16 protein-coding genes are annotated in these 21,290 nt (G+C 71.9%); 11 read left to right on the plus strand and 5 right to left on the minus strand.

What is annotated here, in order from left to right:
* Positions 1-45 precede the first annotated feature (45 nt).
* From KSK32_RS26560 to KSK32_RS26575, 4 genes are read right to left on the minus strand one after another with little or no spacing between them, the layout of a single operon-like run.
* Entirely contained in the window at positions 46-336 is a 291-nt protein-coding gene (locus KSK32_RS26560) for a BON domain-containing protein (protein WP_374226730.1), read from the minus strand.
* Positions 330-896: an STAS domain-containing protein gene (locus tag KSK32_RS26565; RefSeq protein ID WP_216933661.1), complete on the minus strand. Its 567-nt coding sequence runs from the start codon at positions 894-896 to the stop codon at positions 330-332. The genes KSK32_RS26560 and KSK32_RS26565 overlap by 7 nt, the downstream gene beginning before the upstream one ends.
* On the minus strand, positions 893-1,207 hold the full coding sequence (locus KSK32_RS26570; protein ID WP_216933662.1) for a GlsB/YeaQ/YmgE family stress response membrane protein: 315 nt from the start codon (positions 1,205-1,207) through the stop codon (positions 893-895). The genes KSK32_RS26565 and KSK32_RS26570 overlap by 4 nt, the downstream gene beginning before the upstream one ends.
* Positions 1,208-1,216: 9 nt before the next feature.
* Positions 1,217-1,582 (minus strand): STAS domain-containing protein, encoded by a 366-nt coding sequence (locus KSK32_RS26575; protein WP_216933663.1) that lies wholly within the window; start codon positions 1,580-1,582, stop codon positions 1,217-1,219.
* A 149-nt stretch (positions 1,583-1,731) separates the two neighbouring features.
* Between KSK32_RS26575 and KSK32_RS26580 the strand changes: the two genes are divergently transcribed.
* The 4 genes from KSK32_RS26580 to KSK32_RS26595 all read left to right on the plus strand — a co-directional run bounded on the left by KSK32_RS26580 (position 1,732) and on the right by KSK32_RS26595 (position 5,263).
* A complete protein-coding gene (locus KSK32_RS26580) occupies positions 1,732-2,406 on the plus strand; it encodes a response regulator transcription factor (RefSeq protein WP_216933664.1) in 675 nt (224 codons plus the stop codon).
* A complete protein-coding gene (locus KSK32_RS26585) occupies positions 2,403-3,752 on the plus strand; it encodes a cell wall metabolism sensor histidine kinase WalK (RefSeq protein ID WP_216933665.1) in 1,350 nt (449 codons plus the stop codon). The genes KSK32_RS26580 and KSK32_RS26585 overlap by 4 nt, the downstream gene beginning before the upstream one ends.
* A complete protein-coding gene (locus KSK32_RS26590; protein WP_216933666.1) occupies positions 3,749-4,312 on the plus strand; it encodes a GerMN domain-containing protein in 564 nt (187 codons plus the stop codon). The genes KSK32_RS26585 and KSK32_RS26590 overlap by 4 nt, the downstream gene beginning before the upstream one ends.
* Before the next feature lie 141 nt (positions 4,313-4,453).
* Positions 4,454-5,263: a SigB/SigF/SigG family RNA polymerase sigma factor gene (locus KSK32_RS26595; RefSeq protein ID WP_018784464.1), complete on the plus strand. Its 810-nt coding sequence runs from the start codon at positions 4,454-4,456 to the stop codon at positions 5,261-5,263.
* Positions 5,264-5,314: 51 nt separating this feature from the next.
* Here the strand turns inward: KSK32_RS26595 and KSK32_RS26600 are convergent, their stop codons facing one another.
* Positions 5,315-7,315 carry a glycosyl hydrolase family 28-related protein gene (locus KSK32_RS26600; RefSeq protein ID WP_216933667.1) on the minus strand — a complete coding sequence of 667 codons (2,001 nt, stop codon included), beginning with the start codon at positions 7,313-7,315 and terminating at the stop codon, positions 5,315-5,317.
* A gap of 198 nt (positions 7,316-7,513) precedes the next feature.
* Between KSK32_RS26600 and KSK32_RS26605 the strand changes: the two genes are divergently transcribed.
* The 7 genes from KSK32_RS26605 to KSK32_RS26635 all read left to right on the plus strand — a co-directional run bounded on the left by KSK32_RS26605 (position 7,514) and on the right by KSK32_RS26635 (position 21,197).
* Positions 7,514-8,515, plus strand: a complete 1,002-nt coding sequence (locus tag KSK32_RS26605) for a LacI family DNA-binding transcriptional regulator (RefSeq protein WP_216933668.1) — start codon at positions 7,514-7,516, stop codon at positions 8,513-8,515.
* 304 nt (positions 8,516-8,819) lie between these two features.
* A complete protein-coding gene (locus KSK32_RS26610) occupies positions 8,820-10,196 on the plus strand; it encodes an ABC transporter substrate-binding protein (protein WP_216933669.1) in 1,377 nt (458 codons plus the stop codon).
* Positions 10,197-10,256: 60 nt separating this feature from the next.
* The gene (locus KSK32_RS26615; RefSeq protein ID WP_216933670.1) at positions 10,257-11,216 is read left to right on the plus strand and encodes a carbohydrate ABC transporter permease; all 960 of its coding nucleotides are present in this window, start codon (positions 10,257-10,259) and stop codon (positions 11,214-11,216) included.
* Between the two features lie 3 nt (positions 11,217-11,219).
* Positions 11,220-12,107: a carbohydrate ABC transporter permease gene (locus KSK32_RS26620; RefSeq protein ID WP_216933671.1), complete on the plus strand. Its 888-nt coding sequence runs from the start codon at positions 11,220-11,222 to the stop codon at positions 12,105-12,107.
* Between the two features lie 81 nt (positions 12,108-12,188).
* Complete coding sequence (locus tag KSK32_RS26625; RefSeq protein ID WP_216936376.1) at positions 12,189-13,814, plus strand: glycoside hydrolase family 13 protein; 1,626 nt, start codon at positions 12,189-12,191, stop codon at positions 13,812-13,814.
* 113 nt (positions 13,815-13,927) lie between these two features.
* Positions 13,928-16,813 carry a discoidin domain-containing protein gene (locus KSK32_RS26630; RefSeq protein WP_216933672.1) on the plus strand — a complete coding sequence of 962 codons (2,886 nt, stop codon included), beginning with the start codon at positions 13,928-13,930 and terminating at the stop codon, positions 16,811-16,813.
* Between the two features lie 97 nt (positions 16,814-16,910).
* A complete protein-coding gene (locus tag KSK32_RS26635) occupies positions 16,911-21,197 on the plus strand; it encodes a discoidin domain-containing protein (RefSeq protein WP_216933673.1) in 4,287 nt (1,428 codons plus the stop codon).
* Positions 21,198-21,290 lie beyond the last annotated feature (93 nt).

The raw sequence follows: 21,290 nt of genomic DNA on the forward strand, positions 1-21,290 counted from the left end.
CGGCCGAGCGTAGAGGTGGACGCCGATGCGTGCAACCGCCGCCGCTCAGCGGCCGCCGCGCCGCCCGCCGTAGAGCCGCAGCGCGTTGCAGACGTCGAACACACCCGGCACGTCCCAGGCCAGCTCGGCCGCGACCAGGCGGGTCCCCGGGTCGGCCACCAGGCCGGCGAGGATGACCACGCGGTTCTGCACGGTCACGGTGATCTGCTGCCGGCGGGTGGTCCAGTCGGCGCTGAGCCGCTGCGCGACGAGCGACGCGAGCCGGGTGTCCGCGTCGTCGGGCTCCGGTCCGCCGCCGGTGAACGGGAACTCGGGGTACGGCCAGGGCATCACCACGGGGAGGGCTCCTTCTGTTCGGTCAGGACCGGTCGCCGGGACGCGGGGCCCGGCACCGGGACGCGGCCGTCGACGACGGTGAAGACGCCGTCGAGCCGCATGGTGTGCAGCACGGTGAGCACGAACCGCGACGGGGACATCAGGCACAGTCGCCGACCGTCGCGCCGGGCGTCCTGGTGCGCGCGCACCAGCAGGCTGAGCCCGGCGGAGTCGATCACCTCCAGGCGGGACAGGTCGACCAGTTCCATGTCGTCGCCCAGCGAACGCTCGTCGAGAGCGCGGCGGACCGCCGTGGCCGGGTCGGCGTCGTGGGCGGCCGGGGTGCCGGCGACCTGTTCCAGGTCGTCCAGGCCCAGACCGTCGTCGGCGATGGCCGCTCGGGCGCTGCACCGGGGGCAGTGATGCGGTCCGGACGCGAACGGCGAGCCGACCCAGTCGTGCTCGAACACCAGCGTCCACACCACCTCGGCGTCGGGCAGCGTGGCGCCCGTGCCGGTGACGCTGTCGCCGCAGCCGTCGCAGATGAGCATCATGAGGTGGTCCGTGGGTACGACGGTCACACCTCCTCCTTCCGCCGGCCGCCCGTACCGGGCGGCGTCTGCCCCTCCGCCTCCGGCCGGCCGGCGGCGACCACCGCCAGCACGACCGCCACGGCGGCGAAGCCGGTCTGCACCATCAGCGGCAGCACGGGCGATCCGTCGGTGCGGTGGTCCACCAGCCCGACCACGATCGCGCCGAGCAGCGCGGACGCCACGCCGAGCGCGAGTGTCAACCACACCGGGACGGCCTTGCGCCCCGGCAGGACGAGCCGTCCCAGCCCGCCGACGGCCAGACCTACCACGAGCGCTCCGACGAGCGTGCTGGCGGTCACCACTCCTCCTCAGCGTGATGCGGACGCGACCCGGGCCCGGCCGCGCGCGGCCGGTCGGGGCGTGTCGACGACGGGCACGGCGCCGAGCCCGGAGTTCTCCAGGATGCGCCGGATCCGCGGATGTGGGTTGCTCAGCGTGAGCAGGCCGTCCTGCCGCGCCAGCCGGCGGTGCACGTCCAGCAGCAGCGCGACGGCGGCGGCGTCCACATGCCGGCACCCGGCGAGGTCGATGGTCAGCTCGCGGGGCCGGAGCGCGAGGATGCGGTCCAGCACGTGGGCGACCTCGGGCAGCCCGGCGAGGTCCAGCTCGTCGGTGATGTCCACGCGCACGTGCGGCACGGCGGACTCCGGCGGGGACGGCAGGCTGGCAGGCATCGGGTCGCTTCCGTGGTGGGATCGGGTCAGACCCCACTCTGCGCAGGGATCTTGGAGGTCACCGGACGGTTGTATGACGGTTCGATGACAAAAACCACGAACGGCCCACGCGATTGGGCGACCCGTGCCAGGCCCGTCATGATGCCCATATGACGGCCGTACTGGTGATCGAGGACGACGACCGCATCCGGCTCGCGCTGCAGCTCGCCCTGGAGGAGGAGGGCTACGAGGCGTACGGCGCGCCGACCGCCGAGGACGGCCTGCGCCGGCAGCGGGAGAAGCCGGCGGACTACGTGCTCGTCGACCTGATGCTGCCCGGCATGAACGGGTTCGACTGCATCCGTCAGCTGCGCCGGGACGACGACGTGCCGGTCGTGGTGATCAGCGCCCGCGACGACACCCACGACATCGTCGCCGCGCTGGAGGCGGGCGCCGACGACTACGTGGTCAAGCCGGTCGCGATCAAGGAGCTGTCCGCCCGGCTGCGGGCGCTGCGCCGCCGCGCACGCACGGTGGCCGGCCCGGTGCCCGCCCAGTTCTTCGGCGACCTGGAGATCAGCGCGGAGGCCGGCGAGGTGCGCCGCTCGGGACAGCCGGTGCCGGTCACCCGCACCGAGTTCCGGCTGCTCTGCGAGCTGGCCGAGCACGCCGGCCGGGTGTTGTCGCGCCAGCAGCTGCTCAGCCGGGTCTGGGGCTACGAGACCGGCGACGAGCGGCTCGTCGACGTGCACGTGGGCCGGCTCCGGCAGAAGATCGAATCCGACCCGGCCAACCCGCGCCACCTGGTCACGCTGCGCGGCCTCGGCTACAAGCTCCAGCGATGACCCGGCCCGGCCTGCGCGCCCGGGTCACCGCGGCGTTCGCCGTCGGGGCGTTGCTGCTGTCCGCGCTGATGGCCCTCTTCTCGTACGACCTGACCCGGCGATCGCTTCTCGACGAGCGGGAGCGCACCGCGGTGCGGGCCGCCTACTACGACGCCGCCGTGGTCCGCTCCGGCCTGGACACCGGCACCCCGGACGTGGTGGCCGTGCTGCGCTCGCTCGACACCGGCAGCGCCCGCCGCCCGCTGCTGCACCTGCCCGACGGCTGGTACGCCCGTACCGCCGACGTGGGCGCCAGCTCGGTGCCGGTGGAGTTGCAGCGCATGGTGGCCGACGGCAAGCCCGCGGTGCAGCGGATCCGGCTCGACGGGCAGCCCGCGCTGCTGGTCGGCGTGCCGCTGCCCGGCGCGCTCGGCTACTACGAGCTGACCTCGCTGCGGGAGGTCGAGGAGACGTTCCAGGTGGTGGGGCTGGCACTGATCGCCGTGGCGATCATGGTGGCCGGTGCGGGCGCGGCGCTGGGCTGGTACGCCACCCGGCACAGCCTGCGGCCGCTCACAGCGGTCGCCGACGCGGCGGAACGGATCGCGGCCGGCGACTTCGCCACCCGGCTGGACCCGACCACCGATCCCGACCTCACCCGCCTGTCCAGTTCGTTCAACGAGATGGTCGACAAGCTGGTGCGCCACATCGAGCGGGACCGGCGCTTCGCCGCCGACGTGAGCCATGAGCTGCGCTCGCCGTTGCAGACCCTGGCCGCCGCCGCGAGCGTGCTCAACCGCCGCCGGGAGCACCAGGACGAACGTACCGCCACCGCGGCGGGCCTGGTCGCCGACGAGGTCACCCGGTTCCAGCGCCTGGTCGACGACCTCATCCAACTGGCCCGCACCGAGCAGCCGGCGCACCGCGAGACGGTCGACGTGGCGGAGCTGGCGCGGACCGTCTGCCGGGAGCGGTCGCTGCCGGAGAGCCTGGTGACTGTCGACGGCGACGCCCCGCGCCTGTGGTGGGTCGACCGGCGCCGGTTCGCCCAGACGCTGCTGAACCTGGTGGAGAACGCCGAGCGGTACGGCGGCGGGCCGGTCGCCGTACGCCTCGGCGGGCGTGACGGCGTGGGTGTGCTGGAGGTCGACGACGACGGCCCGGGCGTGCCGCCCGGCGACCGCGAGATCATCTTCGACCGATTCGTCAGGGGGCGGGCGGCACACGACCGGGCCGGTACCGACGGCACCGGCCTCGGGCTCGCGCTGGTGGCGCAGCACGCCGCCGCGCACGGCGGTACGGCCGCGGTGCTGGACCGCGAGCCCGGCGCCCGGTTCCGGGTCGAGCTGCCCGGAGCGCTGCGATGAGCCGCCGGCGGCTCCTGCCGGGCCTGCTCGCTGTGGTGCTGCTGGCCGGCTGCGGAGTGCCGGTGGACGAGGAGCCCCGCCTCGTGCAGACGCCTCCGGGCGCTTTCCCGACGCCCACCGTCTCCTCGACCGCCGACGGGGACGGGCGGGTGGACGAGCCGTTCTGCTTCGTCCGCGACGACGGGCTGGTCGTGGTCAAGCGCAGGGTGGACGGGCTGCCGGGAGTGGATTCGCACCTCCAGCACCTGCTGGCCGGGCCGGACGGCGGCGAACGCAGTCGGGGGCTGGCCACGGCTCTGCCCGGCACGGTGGCGGTGGCCGGGGCGACGCTGGACGGCACGCTGGCCACCGTCGACGTGCGCCAGGCCGGGGAGGAGACCGGCCGCAACGACGAGGTGCTGGCCTTCGGGCAGATCGTGTGCAGCCTCACCCAGCGGCCCGACGTGTACAGCGTGGCGTTCCGCCGGGACGGGCAGCCGCTGGAGGTGCCACGCGCGGACGGGAGCCTCTCCGCGCTGCCGCTCACGGCCGCCGACTACCGCCCGCTGTTGCCTCGCTGACGGTCTTCCTAGCCGCCGTGTCCGGTTATCACCCGAAATCTCCATCGTCCTTTCGGTTGATTTGACGGTGACCTTTGGTCTAGTGTGGCTGGCACGACCGGTGTGGGAGGCCACCCGTTCTCCGAGGACAGGAAGGGCAGCATGACCACGATGACCATGGGATCGACCGCCACCGAGGTGCACCGCGCGCCGCAGACGGGTGAGGAGTCCCGCGCCAGCGAGCTGATCGCGGCGCTCGCCGCACTGCCCGCCGACCACCCGCAGCGGGCCGCCCTGCGCAACCAGGTCATCGAGGCGTGGCTGCCGCTGGCGAACCACCTGGCCGCCCGCTACAGCGGCCGCGGCGAGCCGGCCGGCGACCTGGCCCAGACCGCGGCGCTCGGCCTGATCAAGGCCGTCGACCGGTTCGACGCCTCGCGCGGTGTCGACTTCGCCGGCTTCGCCATCCCGACCATCCTCGGCGAGATCAAGCGGCACTTCCGTGACCGCACCTGGAACATCCGGGTTCCGCGTCGCCTCCAGGAGCTGCGGCTGCGCATCTCCGAGGCCAACAGCACGCTGACCCAGACGCTCAACCGGGCCCCGACCGTCGCCGACATCGCCGCCCACCTCGACGTCACCGAGGAAGAGGTGCTGGAGGGCCTGGAGGGCGCCCGCGCGTACAACGCGGTCTCGCTGTCCACCCCGATCGGCGACGGCGACAGCGCCACCGAGCTGGGCGACACGCTCGGCACCGAGGACAACGAGTACGAGCTGGCCGAGCTGCGCGCCTCCCTGGGCCCGGCGCTCGCCACGCTGGACGAGCGCGAGCAGAAGATCCTCACGCTGCGCTTCTACGGCAACCTGACCCAGAGCGAGATCGCCGCCCGGGTCGGTGTCTCCCAGATGCACGTGTCCCGGCTGCTCGCCCGCGCGCTGACCAAGCTGCGCGGCCAGCTCACCGAGGCCTGAGCCACCCGCACCGCGACCCCCGCCGGCCCGTCCGGCGGGGGTCGCGTCGTGTCACCAGCGCGAGGGCGGGGGCGGCGGCACCACCGGCGGCCGGTCGTCGCAGGTGATGGTGTTCGGCAGCAGCCACGGTGCCAGCCACCCGCCGTCGTTGCCGCCGAGGTCGGTCAGGCCGAACTCCGATCCCGCCGCGGTGAAGTGGAACGACCCGCAGTTGTTCACGCCGACCGCGCCCACGTTGCGGGCGTCGACGTTCGCGAAGCTCGCCCCGCCCGCCGTACGCGCGCTGACCACCGACGTCCCCGTGCCGTCGACCCGGATGTCGCGGAAGCGGACGTTGTCGATGCGCACGCTGTCCTTCACCGGCCAGTCGCTGACCAGCATGATCGCGTTGTAGGTGCTGTCCAGGTACGCGTCGCCGCTCACCTGGATGTCGGCGGCGTCGATGCTGCGGTCCAGCGCGTAGAACCAGATCGCGCCGAGGCCGATGTTCCAGTTCAGGTCGTACGTGCCGGCCCGCACAGTGGTGTTGCCGGTGATCCGCAGCCGGCCGGTGAACGGCTCGGCCCCGAACCGGGAGCCCACCTGGATCGCGCTGCCCTCGCGTACCGGGTCGGCGATCAGGTTGTGCGCGACGGTCAGGTCGGCGCCGCCGTACAGCGCGATGCCGTTGGCGAGCACCGGCGACTGCACGGTGTTGTACGCGAACGTGTTCGACGCGTTGGCGGTGCCCTCCGACCACATCGCGAGCGCGTCGTCGCCGCTGTTGCGGACCACCGAGTTCGTCACCGACGAGTGCGTGACGCCGGTGTGGAAGTTCAACCCGTCGGCGATCTGGTCCGCGATCACCGTGTTCGTGACCCGCAGGCCGGTCATCGGCCCGTCGAACCACATGCCGACCTTGGTGTGGTGCAGGTAGAGGCCGTCGATCGTGCTGTGGCTGAGCGCCCCGCCGACGGCGTTGACCTGGTCGGTGTCGATCCGCTCCCGTACGTCGCCCTCGATCGCGAAGCCGGACAGGTGCACGTCGCTGCTGCCGCCGTCGGCGGCGTCGCGGCCGTAGAAGCCGACGCCCGTGTGGCGGGAGCCGTCGGGTGCTGGAGTGTCCAGCGCGACCTCGCGTCCCCGTACGATCGTGTACCAGCTGCCGGCCCCGGCGATCGTCACGTCGTCGACGATGACGTGCCGGTTGACCTGGTAGACGCCCGGCGGCAGGTAGAGCGGGCGGTCCACCCGGCGGGCGTACGCGATCGCGCGGTCGAACGCTTCGGCGGACTCCCGGCGGCCGGTCGGGTCGGCGCCGAAGGACAGCGCGTTCACCGCGCGGGGGATCGTCCGGGGCGGGGCGACCAGGTGTGCGTCGACCAGGTCGATCACCGTCCACGCGGCGGCCGTGCCCCGCGGCGCGGTCAGCCGGACCACCTCGCCGGCCCGGTGGGTACGGCCGAGCAGCATCCGCTGCTCGTCGTAGAAGTGGTGCGGCCGGAACGGCTTGCTGATCACCGGCCCGGGCGTGGTGGCCGCCGGGACACAGGAGCACTCGGTGATCCACCAGTCCGGGTGCAGCAGGTCGGCGCCGGGGTCGTTGGTGAACGGGTACTGGTTGTAGAGCCAGGCGTACTGCGAGGTCAGTGTCATGGTGCGGGCCGGCGCGCGCCCGACGGCCACCCGCAGCGGCGCGGTGATCCCGCCGCCGCCCGGCGCGTCCGGGATGCTGTAGCGCACGGTCAGCGCGTTCGTGGGCCGGGGGAGTGTGAGGTCGACGTACTGTCCGGGCAGCAGGCGCACGGCGCGGCGGCCGGACGCCTCACCGGCGAGTGTGTACGCCGACCGGTCCGGCCCGATCACGGTGCCGGTGGTCCGGCCGTGCTCCGCCTCCTGCTCGACGTAGTCCACCGTCGCACCGCGACCGGCGACGAGCGCGGGGTCGAGCCCGGCGCGGGTCACCACGGGAGCCGGCCCACTCGGCGGGCCGGCCGTGGCGGCCCCGGGCGGTACGAGCAGGGCGGTGGCGACGACCAGCGCCGCGAGGATCCTCGGCACGCTCCGCGACATCGGAGCACCCACTTTCTCGGGGACGGGTGGCCTCGGCGGCGCAGGCCATCGACAGGGATCCTCATATTATTCCGGCGCTCTGTTCCGTTTCAAGCATCAGTCTGCTCGCATCTTTCGGACCCATCGACCGCCCGAACGGCAAGAACTGACCACATCGGCTGTTCATTTCTTGCAAGAATCCGACGTACGATTGCCGCCGTGACGAAGCGCCTGACCGAGGTGGCCCGCAAGGCGGGTGTCAGCGAGGCGACCGTGAGCCGGGTGCTCAACGGCCGCGGCGGTGTGTCCGAGGCGACCCGGACCGCCGTGCTGACCGCCCTCGACGTGCTCGGCTACGAGCGCCCGACGAAGCTGCGCGGCGAGCGCGCCCGCCTGGTCGGCCTGGTGCTGCCGGAGCTGCAGAACCCGATCTTCCCCGCCCTGGCCGAGGTGGTGACCGGCTCGCTCGCGCAGCGCGGCTTCACCCCGGCGCTCTGTGCCCGCACGATCGGCGGCGTGCCGGAGTCCGGGTACGTGGAGATGCTGCTCGACCACCAGGTCAGCGGCGTCATCTTCGCCGGCGGCTCGTACGCCCTGGCCGACGCCTCGCACGAGCACTACCGGCGCCTGACCGACCGCGGCCTGCCGGTGGTGCTGGTGAACGCCGGCGTCGAGGAGCTGGGCTTCCCGCGGGTGTCCACCGACGACGCGGTCGCCGTCGAGCAGGCGCACGGGCACCTGCGCTCCCTCGGCCACAACCGGATCGGCATGGTGCTCGGCCCGGCCGACCACGTGCCCTCGCGCCGTAAGCTCGACGCCATGGTCCGGGCCGCCGGCTGGGGTGAGGACCGGTCCCTGGTGGAGCGGTCCAGCTTCTCCATGGAGGGCGCGCGGGTCGCCGCCACGAAGCTGATCGAGCGGGGCGCGACCGGAATCGTCTGCGCCAGCGACGTGCTGGCGCTGGGCACCATCCGGGCCGCCCGCCGCCTGGGCTGCGCCGTACCGGCCGACGTCTCGGTGGTCGGTTTCGACGACTCGGCGTTCATGACCTGCACCGACCCGCCGCTGACCACGGTGCGGCAGCCGATCGAGACGATGGGCCAGGCCGCCGTGGACCTGCTGGTGACCCAGATCGAGGGCGCCGGCGTGCTGCACGACGAGCTGCTGTTCGAGCCCGAGCTGGTGGTACGCGGCTCCACCGCCCCCGCCCCTCGCCGCTGATCCCCCGGGCGGTTCCGCCCGTCTCTCCTTTCCCGTGCCCACTCGGTCCCGGGTGGACAACTCATGCCCGCCGCCGGGTGGTCCTGTGCGTTGTCAGGCGCGGGAGTCGAGTTCTTGCATTCTTGCGTCCGCATCTTGCTGCCTTCGGTCCGCGTCGCTACAGTGACTCCACTCACACCTGACCCGGGGCGCGGTTTCCGGAGGCAGGGCGCGTGCCGGCTGCCGCACCACCACCAGGGCAGCCGCGCGGTCACCGCACATCAGTGAAGGCCATGGATACACCCGTTCCCGAAGGGATGGACAGATGTCCGTACCGCAGTATCGGAAGGTCGCGGCGGCAGCGCTCGCGGCCGGCCTCGGGCTCAGCCTTGCGGCGTGCTCCACCAAGAGCGACGACAGCAGCGACGCCGGCGGCAAGGTCACCATCACCGTCGACTGCCAGCCGGTCGGCGCGCAGAAGGAGCTGCTGAAGAACTGGAACGACGACGTCGCCGAGTTCCAGCGGCAGAACCCGGACATCGTCGTCAAGAGCGTCAGCGTCGGCGAGCAGTGCAACAACCCGCCGGACTTCACCGCCCGCCTGGCCGGCGGCACCGTCACCGACGTGTTCTACGGCTACATGACCGACCTCCAGCAGGTGCTGGACTCCGGCCAGGCGATGGACATCGGCCAGTACGCCACGAAGGACACCATCCCGACCTGGGACAGCGTGGACCCGGCGCTCAAGGAGGTCTTCACCGACGGCGGCAAGCTCTACGCCGTACCTGTGAAGAACTACTCGATGGGCCTGATCTACAACAAGGCGCTGTTCCAGCGGGCCGGGCTCGACGTCAACAACCCGCCGAAGACCTGGCCCGAGGTGCGGGCCGCGGCCAAGAAGATCTCCGCGCTCGGCGACGGCATCGCCGGGTACGCCGAGTACAGCGCCGGCAACACCGGCGGCTGGCACTTCACCTCGCTGCTCTACTCCCAGGGCGGCCAGGTGCTCAGCGCCGACGGCAAGAAGGCCGACTTCAACAACGCGATGGGCAAGCAGGTTCTGCAGAACCTCAAGGACATGCGCTACGGCGACAACAGCATGGGCAGCCGGCAGCTGCTCCAGTGGGGTGACCTGCTCACCAACGCCGGCGCCGGCAAGGTCGGCATGTTCATCGGCGCGCCGGACGCGACCCAGGCGATCGTGAGCCAGTTCCAGGGCAAGTACCAGGACTGGGCGATGGGCCCGCTGCCCGGCCAGGACGGGCCCGCCAAGGCGACGCTGGGCGGCGGCGAGGGCTACTTCTTCAAGAAGGGCCTGAGCCCGGAGCAGGTCAAGGCCGGCCTGAAGTGGCTCGCCTACCAGAAGCTCACCCCTGGTAAGGGCCAGTTCGACTACGTGCGCGCCAAGCCGCAGAACTACCCGGTCGGCCTGCCCCAGCCGCTGCTGTTCACGAACGGCAGCGACGCGCAGAAGCAGGAGCTGGAGCTGCGCAAGGCCAACGCGAACGTGGACACCACCAACTTCGCGGTCTTCGAGGCCAACCCGGTGCCGATCAAGGGGGAGCCGCGCAACGCCCAGGCGATCTACGCGGTGCTCGACGCCGCGATGTCCGGTGTGCTGACCGACCCGAACGCGAACATCGACGCGCTGCTCAAGACCGCCGAGGACAAGGTCAACCAACTGCTGGCCGCGCAGAGCTGACCCGACCGGAGGTGGGGCCGGCCCACCGGCCCCACCTCCCCGAGCACCGCAGGAGTCGCCTTGGCGCTCACCGCCGCCCCCGGCGCCACCCGCCGTACCGGACCGCTCGCGCCGACGCCGTCGCGTACCGCCGGACGCCGCGCCGGCCTCGGCCGCAAGGTCCGGGACAACCTCACCGGCCACACGTTCCTCATCGGCGCGGTCGTCTGCTTCGCCGTCTTCTCCTGGTACCCGATGGTTCGCGGCGTCGTGATGAGCTTCCAGCGCACCCGCCGGGGCGAGACCACCTGGGTGGGCTGGGACAACTACAGCCGGATCATCGCCGATCCGAGCTTCTGGACCGCCTGGAAGAACACGTTCGTCTTCACCGGCCTGGCGCTGGTGCTCGGCTACCTGGTGCCGTTCTTCGTGGCGATCCTGCTCAACGAGCTGCGCCACGCCAAGGGCTACCTGCGGGTGCTGGTCTACCTGCCGGTGATGCTGCCGCCGGCCTCGGCGCTGTTCCTGTTCAAGTTCTACGCGTACGACCCGAGCGAGGCCGGCCTGTTCAACGCGATCCTCACCGCGCTGGGACTGCCCACGTCGGAGTGGATGCAGTCGCCCACGATGACGATGCCCGCCATGGTGATCGCGTCGACCTGGATGAACATGGGCGGCGCCGTGCTGATCTACCTGGCCGCGTTGCAGAACATCCCCGGCGAGCTGTACGAGGCCGCCGAGATCGACGGCGCCGGGCTGTGGCGGCGCATCCTGCACGTGACGGTGCCGCAGACCCGGCTGATCCTGGCGCTGCTGGCGATGCTCCAGATCGTGGCCACCATGCAGCTGTTCATCGAGCCGCTGATCCTCGCCAACGGCGCCGGTACGCAGGACTCGGCGACCTCGGTGGCGTACCTGATCTACCAGCACGGGTTCTTCCAGAACGACCTCAACGGCGCCGCCGCGCTCGGCGTGATCATGCTGGTGGTGCTGGCCGGGTTCTCCGCCGTCTACCTGCGACTGACCGCGAGACAGGACTAGGACATGGCCGCCGACACCACCACCCGTACCCTCATCTCCCACACGCAGCTACGGCGCGGCCGTGGCCGCGTCCTCTACTGGGCCGTGCTCTCAGTGGTCGTGGCCGGGTTCACGCTGGTGTTCCTCGGCCCGCTCTACTGGATGGTCACCGGCGCGCTGAAGTCCGGCCAGGAGATCGCCCAGACGCCGCCGACGCTGTTCCCGCGCGACCCGCAGCCGGGCAACTACGTCGACGCCTGGACCAACCTGGACCTGGCGAAGCTGCTGTTCAACACGTTCTACTACGCCACCGGGGCGGTGCTGTTCCAGCTCGTCCTCGACACCGCCGCCGCGTACGCGTTGTCGAAGCTGCGCCCGGTGCTGGGCAAGCTGATCCTCGGCATGATGCTGGCGACGCTGATGATCCCGGCGATGGTGCTGATCGTCCCGCAGTACGTGACGGTGATCGACCTGCCGATCGTGCACGTCAACCTGCTCGACTCGCCGTTCGCGATCTGGCTGCCGCTGGTCGCCAACGCGTTCAACATCTTCCTGCTCAAGCGGTTCTTCGACTCGATCCCCGAGGACCTGATGTCGGCGGCGGTGATGGACGGTGCCTCGCCGCTGCGCACACTCTGGTCGATCGTCCTGCCGATGTCCCGGCCGATCCTCGGTGTGGTGGCGATCTTCGCGGTGACCGCCGTGTGGAAGGACTTCCTCTGGCCGAAGCTGGTCATGCCGTCGCCGGAGACGCGGACCGTCAGCGTCGGTATCTACGCCTTCGCCGGCGGCACCCCGATGAACGTGGTGATCGCCGCCTCGGTCATCGCCGCGATCCCCACCGTCGTGCTGTTCCTGATCTTCCAACGGAACATCATGTCCGGCCTGACCACCGGCGGCCTCAAGGGCTGACCGGGCGCCACCGCCCGCCGCCGGCGTGAGCCCGCCCGCCCGCCGCCGAACCGACCCCGCAGAAAGCAGGTGCCCGTGTCCATGGCCGACAACAGCCCGTGGTGGCGCTCCGCGGTGATCTACCAGGTCTATCCGCGAAGCTTCGCCGACGGCGACGGCGACGGGATCGGCGACGTCGCCGGCATCCGGTCCCGCCTGGATCACCTCGCCGCGCTCGGCGTCGACGCGATCTGGTTCAGCCCCTGGTATCCCTCGCCGATGGCCGACGCCGGCTACGACGTGTCCGACTACCGCGACATCGACCCGGTCTTCGGCACGCTCGCCGAGGTCGAGGCGCTGATCGCCGACGCGCACGCGCTCGGCATCCGCAGCGTCGTCGACGTCGTGCCCAACCACTGCTCCGACGCGCACCCCTGGTTCCAGGCGGCGCTCGCGGGCGGGCCGGGCGCACCCGAGCGGGACCTGTTCTGGTTCCGCGCCGGCCGGGGACCGGGCGGTGACCTTCCGCCCACCGACTGGACCGGCGAGTTCGGCGGACCGACCTGGACCCGCACCACCGACCCGGACGGCACCCCCGGCGACTGGTACCTGCACCTGTTCGCCCCGCAGCAACCCGACTTCAACTGGGACCACCCCCGGGTCCGCGCCGAGTTCGAGGACATCCTGCGCTTCTGGTTCGACCGGGGCGTGGACGGCATCCGGATCGACTCGGCCGGTCTGCTGGTCAAGGACGGCACGCTGCCCGAGGTCCACCCGGACCGGCCGCACCCGTTCCGCGACCAGGACGGCGTGCACGACGTCTACCGGGCCTGGCGGCGGATCGCCGACTCCTACCCGGGGGAGCGGGCGCTGGTCGGCGAGGTGTGGCTGCCCGACCGGCAGCGCTTCGCCAACTACCTGCGCCCGGACGAGCTGCACACCGCCTTCAACTTCGACTTCCTCGGCTGCGCCTGGGACGCCACCGCGCTGCGGGAGAGCATCGACGGCACACTCGCCGCCCACGCCCCGGTCGGCGCGCCCGCCACCTGGGTGCTGTCCAACCACGACGTCACCCGCCACGTCACCCGGTACGGCCGCGCCGACACCCGGTTCAGCTTCGCCGCGAAACGCGAGGGCATCCCCACCGACCTGGAACTGGGCACCCGCCGGGCCCGCGCCGCCGCGCTGCTGTCGCTCGCGCTACCCGGCGCCGCCTACGTCTACCAGGGCGAGGAGCTGGGCCTCTGGGAGGTCGAGGACATCCCGTACGAACTGCGGCAGGACCCGATGTGGGAGCGGTCCGGGCGGATCGACCCCGGCCGCGACGGCTGCCGGGTGCCGCTGCCCTGGCAGGGCGACACCCCGCCGTTCGGGTTCAGCCCCGACGGGGCAGCCGTCGCGCCCTGGCTGCCGCAACCGGCCGACTGGAAGGACCGCACGGTCCGCGCCCAGACCGGCGACCCGCACTCGATGCTGGAGCTGTACCGGGCCGCGCTGACGCTGCGCCGCGCCGAACCCGCGCTCGGCGACGGCACGCTGACCTGGCTGCCCGCACCGGACGGGGTGCTCGCGTTCGCCCGCGAACCCGGCTTCACCTGCCTGGTCAACCTCGGCGTCGCGGCCGTGCCGCTGCGCGCGCACGACCGGCTGCTGCTGGCCAGCGGCCCACTCGACGACGACCGGCTGCCACCGGACACCGCGGTCTGGCTGCGTACCCGATCGGCCTGACCACGGCGGTGGCGGCCCGTCCCGGCCGCCACCGCGCCGCACACCTGGGGAGGAGGAAGGAGAGCAACGCCGCACGGGGGATCTGGCCACCGACGAAAGGGAGCACACCCCGCATGGCCGAGCACCGCACCGCGCACCGCCACCGCAGCACCGGCGTGGCCGCCCTGGCCGCCGCCACGCTCGCCGCCTCGACACTCGTCGTCGTGGCGCTCACCACGACCGCCACTCCGGCGCGCGCCGCCGGACTGTCCCCGTTCGACATCACCGGACGCGGCGCCACGGTGCCGTTCCGGGAGCAGGAGGCCGAGCACGCCGCACACACCGGCACGAAGATCGGCCCCGACCGGCGCTACGGCACGCTGCCGTCCGAGGCGTCCGGCCGGGAGGCGGTCACGCTCGACGCCGTCGGCGAGTACGTCGAGTTCACGCTCACCGCCCCGGCCAACGCGGTGACGTTCCGGTACAGCCTGCCGGACAACGCCGCCGGCACCGGCCGCGACGCCAGCATCGACCTGCGCGCTAACGGCACGCTCGTCAAGGCCGTGCCGGTCACCTCCCGGTACGGCTGGTACTACGGCGGCTACCCGTTCAACAACAACCCGGGCGACACCAACCCGCACCACTTCTACGACGAGACCCGGACCATGTTCGGCACCACGTATCCGGCCGGCACGAAGATCCGCCTCCAGGTCTCCTCGACCGCCCAGTCACCCACGTTCACCATCGACCTGGCCGACTTCGAGCTGGTCGGCGCACAGATCACCAAGCCCTCCGGCGTGCTGGACGTGGTCACCGACTTCGGCGCCGACCCGACCGGCGCCACCGACTCGACGGCGAAGTTCCAGGCCGCAGTGGACGCCGGCAAGGCGCAGGGCCGGGCGGTGTGGATCCCGGCCGGCACGTTCACGCTCTGGGACCACGTGGTGGTCGACGGCGTGACGCTGCGCGGCGCCGGCCCCTGGTACTCGGTGCTCGGCGGCCGGCACCCCACCGACCGCAAACGGGCCGCCGGCATCTACGGCAAGTACGTGCCGGGCGGCGGCTACTCCGGCGAGATCCGGCCGCACGAGGCCGGCGGGCCCAGCCGCAACGTCACGCTGCGGGACTTCGCCATCATCGGCGACATCCGGGAGCGCGTCGACGAGGACCAGGTCAACGCCATCGGTGGCGCCATGACGAACTCGGTGGTGGACAACCTGTGGTTGCAGCACACCAAGGTCGGCGCCTGGATGGACGGCCCGATGGACAACTTCACCATCCGCAACAGCCGCATCCTCGACCAGACCGCCGACGGGGTGAACTTCCACTGGGGCGTCACCAACTCGACGGTGACGAACACGTTCGTCCGCAACACCGGTGACGACGCGCTGGCCATGTGGGCGCAGAGCGTGCCGAACGTCGGCAACTCCTTCACCCGCAACACCGTCGGCGTGACGATCCTGGCCAACCACCTGGTCACGTACGGCGGGCGGGACATCACCATCGCCGACAACGTCACCGCCGACTCGGTGACCAACGGCGGCGGCATCCACGTCGCCAACCGCTATCCGGGCGTCACCGGGCCGACCGCCGTGTCCGGCACCATCACGGTGGCCCGTAACACGCTGATCCGTAACGGCAACTCCGACTACAACTGGCAGTTCGGCGTCGGCGCGATCTGGTTCTCCGCGCTCAACGAGCCGATCCAGGGCGCCACGATCGCCGTCACCGACACCGACATCCTGGACAGCTCGTACGCGGCGCTGCACTGGATCGAGGGGCAGACCAGCGGCATCTCGTTCGACAACGTCCGCATCGACGGCGCGGGCACGTACGCGCTCCAGGTGCAGGCGCCCAGCCAGGTCCGGTTCACAAACGTGCGGGCCACCGGCATCGCCCAGTCCAACCCGATCCACAACTGCGTCGGCAGCGGCTTCCAGATCACCCAGGGCACCGGCAACTCCGGCTGGTACACGCCCACCCCGTACTGCGGTCCGTGGCCGCAGCCGCAGTGGGGCAACGGCCCGTCCAGCCCGCCGCCCACCAGCCCGCCTCCGACCACGGCAGCGCCGACGACGGCCCCGCCGACCACCGTGCCGCCGACCACGCCGCCGCCGGCCGGCGGGAACCTGGCCCTGGGCCGGCCGGCGACCGCCACCAGCACCACCCAGACGTACGCCGCCGGCAACGCCGTCGACGGCAACCCGGTCAGCTACTGGGAGAGTGCCAACAGCGCGTTCCCGCAGTCGCTCACCGTCGACCTCGGCGCGTCCCGCACCGTCGACCGGGTGGTGCTCAAGCTCCCGGCCGGCTGGGAACGGCGTACCCAGACGCTGTCGGTGCTCGGCTCCGCCGACGGCTCCTCGTACACCACGCTCGCCGCGTCGGCGGGCCGCGTGTTCGATCCGGCCGCAGGCAACACGGTGTCGATCACGCTGCCGTCCGGCGCTCGGCGGTTCGTCCGGGTCACCGTCACCGGCAACACCGGCTGGCCGGCCGGCCAGCTCGCCGAACTGGAGGTGTACGGCGGCGGCACCACCACACCGCCGCCCACCACGACTCCGCCGCCCACGACAGCGCCGCCCACCACCGCGCCGCCGGCCGGCAACCTCGCGGCGGGCCGGCCGGTCGCGGAGACCAGCCACGCCGACGTGTACGGCGCCGCCAACACCGTCGACGGCAACGCGAACACCTACTGGGAGAGCGCGAACAACGCCTTCCCCCAGTCGGTGACGGTCGACCTGGGCAGCGCCCGCCCGGTGGCCCGGGTGGTGCTGAAGCTGCCCCCGTCGGCGGCCTGGCAGACCCGTACCCAGACCGTGGCAGTGCTCGGCTCCAGCGACGGCTCGTCGTTCTCGACAGTGAAGGCGGCGGCCGGCTACACGTTCGACCCGGCGGGCGGCAACAGCGTGTCGATCGCGCTGCCCGCCGGTGACCGCCGCTTCGTGCGGCTGACCTTCACCGGCAACACCGGCTGGCCGGCCGGCCAGCTGTCCGAGTTCGAGGTGTACGCCTCCTGACCCGGCGCGGCGGGGACCGGCCCGGTCCCCGCCGCGCCACCGCACCCCCACCCCGAACGCCTCTCCACCTCCCTCCGGAAGAAGGTGTCCGTCCACCATGTCCAGACTTCGTACCGGAATCGTCGCGGTGCTCGCCGCGGTCGGCCTGGTCGTCACCGCGGCCCCGGCCCCACCGGCCCTCGCCGCCGGCGGCCCGAACCTCGCCGCCGGGCGCACCGCCACCGCCAGCAGCGTCAACGGCCCCTACGCCGCGGCCAACCTGACCGACGGCAACCAGGGCAGCTACTGGGAGAGCAGCGGCGCGCTGCCCCAGTGGGCGCAGATCGACCTCGGCACCAGCCGTGCCGTCGACCAGGTCGTGCTCGAGCTCCCGGCCGCCTGGGAGGCACGCACCCAGACGCTGTCCGTGCAGGCCAGCGCCGACGGCAGCGGTTTCACCACTGTCGTCGCCGCGGCGGGCCGCTCGTTCACCCCGGCCGCCGGCAACACGGTGACGCTCGGCTTCACCGCCACGAACGCCCGCTACCTGCGGGTCGTGATCACCGCGAACACCGGCTGGGCCGCCGCGCAGCTCGCCGAGCTGGAGGTGTACGGCGCGGTCACCTCCTCGACCAACCTGGCGCTCGGGCGGACCATGACCGAGAGCGGCCACGCCGACGTGTACGGCGCCGCGAACGCCAACGACGGCAATGCGGCCACCTACTGGGAGAGCCCGAACAACGCGTTCCCGCAGTGGATCCAGGCCGACCTGGGCGCCGCCACCGGCGTCAACCGGCTGGTGTTGCGGCTGCCGTCCGGCTGGGGCGCGCGCACCCAGACGCTCACCGTGCAGGGCAGCACGAACGGCTCCACGTTCGGCACGCTCGTCGGGTCCGCGTCGTACGCGTTCGACCCGAGTGGCGGCAACACGGTGACTGTCACAGTGCCCACCGCGTCCACCCGGTACGTGCGGCTGCTGTTCACCGCCAACAGCGCCTGGCCCGCCGGTCAGCTCGCCGAGCTGGAGGTCTACGGCCCGGCCACCGGCGACACCCAGGCGCCGAGCGCGCCGGGCAACCTCGCCCTCACCGAGCCCGCCACCGACCAGGTGCGGCTGACCTGGACCGCGTCGAGCGACAACGTCGGCGTCACCGGCTACGACGTGTACGCCAACGGCGTGCTGCGCACGAGCGTCGGCGGCACCACGCTCACGTACACCGACACCCAGCCCGCCGGGACCACAGTCTCCTACTACGTGCGGGCCCGTGATGCGGCCGGGAACGTGTCGGCGAACAGCAACGCGGTGACCCGTACCGGCAACACCGGGGACACCGTCGCGCCCACCGCGCCCGGCAACCTGGCCTACACCCAGCCGGCGAGCGGGCAGATCCGGCTGACCTGGATCGCGTCCACGGACAACGTCGGCGTCGCCGGCTACGAGGTGTACGCCAACGGTTCGCTCCGCACCACAGTGAGCGGGTCCACGCTGACCTGGACCGACAGCCAGCCGAACAGCGCCACCGTCTCGTACCACGTGCGGGCCCGCGACGCCGCCGGGAACGTGTCGGCGAACAGCAACACCGTCACCCGCACCGGCAGCACCACCGGCGGCACCAACCTGGCGGCCGGTAAACCGGCGACCGCGTCGTCGATGGTGCATGTGTTCGCCGCCGCCAACGCCGTCGACAACGACGTCACCACGTACTGGGAGGGCGCGCCCGGAGCGTACCCGAGCACGCTCACCGTCGCGCTCGGCGCCAACGCCGCGATCAGCGCGGTCGTGGTGAAGCTCAACCCGGACCCGGCGTGGGGCGCGCGTACCCAGACGTTCCAGGTGCTCGGCCGGGAGCAGTCCGCGTCCGGGTTCACCAGCCTGGCCGGCTCCGCGACGTACTCCTTCAACCCGAACAGCGCCAACACGGTGACCGTCCCGGTCTCCGCGACCGCCGCGGACGTCCGGCTCCAGTTCACCGCGAACTCCGGCTCCTCCAACGGGCAGGTCGCCGAACTCCAGGTCATCGGCGTCCCGGCGCCGAACCCGGACCTCACCGTCACCGCCGTCACCGCGTCGCCGACCGCGCCGGTGGAGACCGACGCGATCACGCTGTCCGCCACCGTGCGCAACGCCGGCACCGCGGCCTCCGCCGCCACCGCCGTCACCTTCTACCTGGGTGCGACGAAGGTCGGCACCGCCGCCGTCGGCGCGCTCGCCGCCGGCGCGTCGAGCACCGTGTCGGCGGGCATCGGCGTACGCGACGCCGGCAGTTACCCGCTCACCGCCACGGTCGACGAGTCGAACGCGGTGATCGAGCAGAACGAGGCGAACAACTCCTCCACCAGCCCGACGCCGCTGACCGTCAGCCAGGTCGCCAGCTCCGACCTGGTCGCCTCCGCCGTCACCTGGTCGCCCGGCACGCCGAGTGCCGGAGCCGCCGTCTCCTTCGCGGTGACGCTGCGCAACCAGGGCACCATCGCGTCGGCGAGCGGCGCGCACGGCATCACCCTCACCGTGCGCGACCAGTCCGGCGCGGTGGTCCGTACGCTCACCGGCTCGTACAGCGGCACGATCGCCGCCGGTGCCACCGCCGGGCCGGTGTCACTGGGCACCTGGACCGCCGCCAACGGCCGGTACACGGTGCGGGTGGTGGTCGCCGACGACGGCAACGAGCTGCCGGTGAAGCGGCAGAACAACACCAGCGACCGGTCGCTGTTCGTCGGCCGCGGGGCCAACCTGGGCTACGACGCCTACGAGGCCGAGGACGGCACGACCGGCGGCGGCGCGCAGGTGGTCGGCCCGAACCGCACCATCGGCGACCTCGCCGGGGAGGCGTCCGGCCGCCGCGCGGTCACGCTCAACACCACCGGCGCGTACGTCGAGTGGACCACCCGCTCGGCCGCGAACGCCCTGGTCGCCCGATTCTCCATCCCGGACGCGCCGGGCGGCGGCGGGATCGACTCGACGATCAACGTCTACGTCAACGGCGTGCTGCACAAGCCGATGAGCCTCACCTCGAAGCACATCTGGCTCTACGGCGCCGAGGCCGGGCCGAGCGACTCGCCGAGCGCCGGCGCGCCCCGGCACCTGTACGACGAGGCGAACGTGCTGCTCGACACCACGGTCCCGGCTGGTAGCCGGATCCGGCTCCAGAAGGACCCGTCGAACACCACCACGTACGCGATCGACTTCGTCGACACCGAGCTGGTGTCGCCGCGCGCCAACCCCGACCCGGCCCGCTACAAGGTGCCCACCGGGTTCAGCCACGCCGACGTGCAGAACGCGCTCGACGCGGTACGGATGGACACCACCGGCACCCTCGTCGGCGTCTACCTGCCCGCCGGCACGTACGAGACGGCGCAGAAGTTCCAGGTGTACGGCAAGGCGGTGAAGGTGGTCGGCGCCGGCATGTGGTTCACCCGGTTCCAGACGCCGCGCAACCAGCAGAACACCGACGCCGGTTTCCGGGTGGAGTCCTCGGCGAGCGGCTCGACGTTTGCCCACCTGGCGTTCTTCGGCAACTACACCAACCGGATCGACGGTCCCGGCAAGGTGTGGGGCGAGCTGAAGGACGTGGACGACCTGACGCTGGACAGCGTCTGGGTGGAGCACACCGTCTGCGCGTACTGGGGGGTGAGCGTGGACGGGCTGACGATCCGGGACAGCCGGTTCCGCAACACCTTCGCCGACGCGGTGAACATGACAAACGGCAGCACGAACAACCTGGTCACCAACTCGGAGGGCCGCTCCAACGGTGACGACGCGTTCGCGCTGTTCTCCGCCACCGACCAGGGCGGATCCGGCGGTAACCACGGCAACGTGTTCGAGAACCTGACCGCCACGCTGACCTGGCGGGCGGCCGGGCTGGCGGTGTACGGCGGCTACGACAACGTGTTCCGCAACCTGTACATCGCCGACCAGCTCACGTACTCGGGCATCACGATCAGTTCGCTGGACTTCGGCTACCCGTTCGTCGGGTTCGGCGCCAGCCCGCCCACCCGGTTCGAGAACATCTCGCTGATCCGCTCCGGCGGGCACTTCTGGGGCGCGCAGACGTTCCCGGCGATGTGGTTGTTCTCCGCGTCGAAGGAGTTCCGCGGCATCCGGGTGACCGACGTGGACATCGTCGATCCGACGTACTCGGGGATCATGTTCCAGACCAAGTACAACGGCAGCCAGCCGGAGAACCCGATCACCGACACGGTGCTGACGAACGTGTCGATCTCCGGTGCGCGGCGCAGCGGTGACGCGTTCGACGCGAAGTCCGGCTTCGGCATCTGGGTCAACGAGATGCCCGAGGCGGGTCAGGGCCCCGCGGTCGGCGCGGCGACCTTCACCAACCTCCGTCTGACCGGCAACGCCCAGGACATCAGGAACACGACGACAACCTTCACCATCACCCGCAACTGACCCCACCCCACCCCGCCCCGCCCCGTCCCGCCCCGTTCCGCCCCGCGATCTTGCACTTCCGGCCCGCGTGACGCCGGATTACTCCCGCTATGC

Origin of the sequence: Micromonospora sp. WMMB482, assembly GCF_019038635.1 — a bacterium.
GTDB lineage: Bacteria > Actinomycetota > Actinomycetes > Mycobacteriales > Micromonosporaceae > Micromonospora > Micromonospora marina.